Raw genomic sequence first — 2,442 nt, forward strand, 5'->3', positions numbered from 1 at the left:
ATGTTGAGTTATGATACTCGGCTCCTTTTAGGAATTGGTCTGGGTGCTCTGGCTTTGTTCTCTACTGCCCGCATTCGTTTTCGGGATATCTCTTTTGTACTTGGATTTGCTCTTGTTTTTGCACTGTTAAATGTTGTCATGGTCTATCTCTTTGCCCCTCAGTATGGTGTAGAGATCTATGGGGCAAAAACGGTACTGATGAAGGGGTGGGGTTCCTATAGTATCACCTCGCAGGAACTCTTTTATCTTTTTAATCTAGCTCTTAAGTATGTCTGTACCATACCTCTAGCCTTGATTTTTTTGATGACGACCCATCCTAGTCAGTTTGCTTCAAGCCTCAACCAAATTGGCATATCCTACAAGATTGCCTATTCTGTCAGCTTGACTCTGCGTTACATTCCTGACGTACAAGAAGAATATCAAACGATTAAATTGTCTCAGGAGCTAAAGGGGTGGAATTGTCCAAAAAGGCCAAGCTGATCCAGCGGATCAAAGGTAATTTACAAATCATCTCTCCCTTAATCTTTAGCTCCCTTGAACGAATTGATAGTATTTCTACGGCCATGGAATTACGTCGCTTTGGTAAAAATAAAAAGCGGACCTGGTATTCTCATCAAGCCATGGAAATGAAAGATTATGGGATGATTCTATCAGCCTTGGCTGTTCTGGTTTTGAGTATTGTCCTGATCTTTGTCAATCAGGGACGTTTTTACAATCCATGGAGGTAATGACATGTCAGAAACGATTTTAGTAACAGGAGCTTCAGCTGGCTTTGGTCAAGCGATTTGCCGTCGCTTAGTAGCAGATGGATACCGTGTGATCGGATCAGCTAGACGCATTGAAAAATTACAGGCTCTCCAAGAAGAGCTGGGAGAAGCCTTTTATCCCCTGCAAATGGATGTGACGGATCTTTCTCAGGTAGATCATGCACTTGCCAGTTTGCCAAAAGCTTGGGAGAGAGTGGATGTTTTGGTTAATAATGCTGGCTTGGCTCTAGGCCTCGCCCCAGCTTATGAAGCAGAGGTCGCAGACTGGCTGACCATGATTCAGACCAATATTGTCGGCTTGACCTATCTGACAAGGAAAATCTTGCCTCAGATGGTGGAACGAAATGATGGCTATATTATCAATTTGGGCTCTACAGCAGGAACTGTGCCTTATCCAGGGGCCAATGTTTACGGGGCATCCAAGGCTTTTGTCAAGCAATTCTCCCTCAATCTTCGGGCGGATCTAGCTGGCAAGAAGATTCGTGTCAGCAATATTGAACCCGGTCTTTGCGAAGGGACAGAGTTCTCTTCTGTTCGCTTTAAAGGAGACGAAAAACGGGTAGAAGCCCTCTATCAAGATGCCCATGCCATTCAGCCTGAAGACATTGCCGACACCGTAGCTTGGTTGATCCAACAGCCCAAGCATGTCAATGTCAATCGGATTGAAATCATGCCGGTTTCCCAAACCTTTGGCCCTCAACCCGTTTATCGTGATTAAAAAGAGCAGCAACCACTCCGCAAGGGGTTGGTTGTTTTTTATCTTTCCTCTGGTATAATAGAAGGCAAAGTAAGGAGAAAAAGATGACAGCTGCGTTAATTATTGGTTCTACAGTTTGTGATGTGATGATTTACTTGGATCGTTTGCCAAGTCGTGAAGGAGATGCCCATATTGATCACCAGCAATGGTCTGTGGGAGGTTGTGCCTTTAATGTCGTTAATATCCTTCATTTTTTGTCGCAACCCTACCAGTTTGTCTCGCCAGTCGGTTCTGGGATGTATGGTGATTTTATTCGGAGAGAGCTGAAACAATTAGGGATTTCCTCTAGCATCTCATTAGAAGGGGCCAATGGTTGCTGTTACTGCTTTGTAGAGTCTGATGGTGAGCGGACCTTCTTATCGGACCACGGAGTGGAGTATAGCTTCCAAGCAGAGTGGCTAAAAGAGCTCGAGACAGATCGGTTTGATTACATCTACTTATGTGGCCTTGAAGTTGAGGAGCCAACCGGTCTTGCATTGGTCCAGTCTGTTTCGCAACTAGAAGGTCAGGTGATTTTTGCACCAGGTCCACGCGGACTCTTGATTCCAAAGGATCGACTGGAAGCAATTTATGATCTGCATCCAATTCTCCATGTTAATGAGGCTGAAGCACTGGCTTTTTCAGGGTGTAGAGATATCCAGCCAGCCATCGAACACTTGTATCAGAGAACAGGACAATTAGTCATTGTCACCTTGGGTGAAAAAGGAGCGGTTGCCTATGATGGCAACTGGTATGAGGCAGACGGTTTTCCAACAGAAGTCGTCGACACAGTAGGTGCTGGAGATAGCCATGTGGGAGCCTTTATATCCGCTCGTTTAGAAGGTTTAGATATGACGCAAGCCTTAAGATTTGCTAACAAAGTCTCTAGCCAGATTGTTGCAAGTAAGGGCGTTCATCTGACAAAAGAGCAGCAAGAAG

Annotated in this window: 2 protein-coding genes and 1 pseudogene; all 3 read left to right on the plus strand. The window is 44.9% G+C overall.

Translation table 11 applies throughout. The features are described 5' to 3' along the window. A pseudogene (locus SPADD19_RS01020) lies at positions 1-728 on the plus strand (energy-coupling factor transporter transmembrane component T family protein); the annotation flags it as partial. Positions 729-732: 4 nt separating this feature from the next. Then, the gene (locus tag SPADD19_RS01025) at positions 733-1,485 is read left to right on the plus strand and encodes an SDR family oxidoreductase (RefSeq protein WP_061454978.1); all 753 of its coding nucleotides are present in this window, start codon (positions 733-735) and stop codon (positions 1,483-1,485) included. 83 nt (positions 1,486-1,568) lie between these two features. After that, the coding region (locus SPADD19_RS01030) for a carbohydrate kinase family protein (protein ID WP_061454979.1) at positions 1,569-2,442 on the plus strand (874 nt) is incomplete at its 3' end.

Source organism: Streptococcus parasanguinis (assembly GCF_001578955.1).
In the GTDB taxonomy this organism is placed as follows: domain Bacteria; phylum Bacillota; class Bacilli; order Lactobacillales; family Streptococcaceae; genus Streptococcus; species Streptococcus parasanguinis_U.

Coding starts and splice junctions, on each gene's coding strand:
- SPADD19_RS01025 (WP_061454978.1), top strand. CDS start 733: ATGTCAGAAACGATTTTAGTAACAGGAGCTTCAGCTGGCTTTGGTCAA.